This window comes from Streptomyces hainanensis, assembly GCF_004348415.1.
GTDB lineage: Bacteria > Actinomycetota > Actinomycetes > Streptomycetales > Streptomycetaceae > Streptomyces > Streptomyces hainanensis.
Map to the genome: position 1 here is coordinate 1 of NZ_SMKI01000777.1, position 1,830 is coordinate 1,830.

General features: G+C 73.4%; 1 protein-coding gene and 1 pseudogene. One reads left to right on the top strand and one right to left on the bottom strand.

Annotated elements, in window-relative coordinates:
• A pseudogene (locus E1283_RS35820) lies at positions 1 to 637 on the bottom strand (PucR family transcriptional regulator); the annotation flags it as partial.
• Positions 638 to 867: 230 nt separating this feature from the next.
• On the opposite strand from E1283_RS35820, the gene E1283_RS35825 reads away from it, so the two are divergent.
• Positions 868 to 1,794, top strand: coding sequence for a proline dehydrogenase family protein (locus tag E1283_RS35825; protein ID WP_132822335.1), 927 nt, complete (start codon positions 868 to 870; stop codon positions 1,792 to 1,794).
• The last annotated feature ends 36 nt before the right edge of the window (positions 1,795 to 1,830 follow it).

Below are 1,830 nucleotides of genomic sequence, written 5' to 3' on the forward strand. Positions count from 1 at the left end.
TGGTGTACGTCGGCAGCGTCCAGAGGTGTATAAGAGACAGGGCCAGGGCCGGGTCGGTGGGGGTGTCCTCGGACCAGGGGAGAACCGCCGCCACCGTCAGCGGGCCCTCGGCGGCCGGCCCGAGGGCCATGGCCAGCTCCGCGGCCAGCTCGGGCCGGGCCGGGTCGCCTGGGTCGGCGGTCAGGACCGCGCGTAGCAGCGCGCCCACCCGCGCGCCGGCGCGCGTCTCCGCCGCGAGCAGGGCGCCGATCGGGGCGGCCGCCGCTATCGCGGCGGTCAGCCGCGGGTCGTCGAGCGGCAGGCCGCCCTCGTCGAGCAGCCAGATGTAGCCCTGCACGACGCCCCCGTGCCGCACCGGCAGGCAGATCCGGCCGGTGAGCACCCCGGCCGCCGGGTCCGGCGGGATCCGCACCGGGCCCGCGGCCCGGGTGATGCCGAAGCTTTCGAACCACCGCCGCACCGCCGTCGTGGAGCGTCGGCGCAGGATGGAGCGCGTCCTGATCGGGTCCATCACCCCGTCGTCGTCGCTGTCGTGGACGCCGTAGGCGATCAGCCCGAAGTCGCGGCTCTCCAGGGTCGCCGGGGTCCCGAGCAGCGCGGAGACCTCGTCGACCAGGTCCTGATACTCCGTCCGCATCCCTCGGCCGTCACCTTTCCTGTCGCGTTTCCGGCCCCGCCCTGTCGTGTCCCGTCGCGGCCGGCAGGGCCCTCCGCGACCATTTTCGTACAGCGGTCATACACATGTCTGAGATCCCGGACATGGCGGCAGGACAGCTGTCGATGGCGGGTGTTCCGGACGTTCCCTACCTTCACGGGTAACCCGCACCGTCCGGTTCGTCTTCGCCGACTCTTTACGTGGAGGTGCCCGTGCTGGGACCTGTCCTTCTCGCGGCGGCACGCAGCGACACCGTCCGGCGGATCGTCTCGGCGGCGCCCGTCACCCGTCCGGTCGTGGACCGTTTCATCCCCGGTGAGCGGCGGGACGAGGCGCTCGTTGCCGCGTCGGAACTGCTCGCCGAGGGGCTCGACGTGACGTTCGACCATCTGGGCGAGGATGTCACGGACACCGCGAGCGCGCTGCGCAGCCGGGACGCGTACCTGCGGCTCGCCGAGGCGCTGGCCGACGAGGGCCTGGGCGCCAGGGCCGAGATGTCGGTCAAGCTGTCGGCCTTCGGGCAGGCGCTGCCCGGCGGCGACGACCTCGCGCTGCGCCACGTGCTGCCGGTGGTGGAGGCGGCGGCCGCGGCCTCCACCACGGTCACCCTGGACATGGAAGACCACACCACCACCGACTCGACGCTGGCGATCCTCGCCCGGCTGCGCGAGCGCTTCCCCGAGACCGGGGCGGTGGTGCAGTCGTACCTGTTCCGCACCGAGAAGGACTGCCAGACGCTGGCCGCCGCCGGGGCCCGGGTGCGGCTGGTGAAGGGCGCCTACCGGGAGCCGGTCTCGGTGGCCCACCAACGGCGGTCCGAGGTGGACCGCGCCTACGTGCGCTGCCTGCGGATCCTGCTGGCCGGCGACGGCTACCCGATGGTGGCCACCCACGATCCCCGGCTGATCGCCGTCACGCAGTCGCTCGCCGCCCGCCTCGGCCGCCGGCCCGGCTCCTACGAGTTCCAGATGCTGTACGGCATCCGCCCGGTCGAGCAGCGCCGGCTGGCCGCCGAGGGGCACCGGATGCGCGTCTACCTCCCCTACGGCACCGACTGGTACGGCTACTTCATGCGCCGGCTGGCCGAGCGCCCCGCCAACCTCGCGTTCTTCGCCCGCTCCCTCGCCGGGCGCCGCTGACCCGCCCCGGCCCTGTCTCTTATACAGCTCTGACGC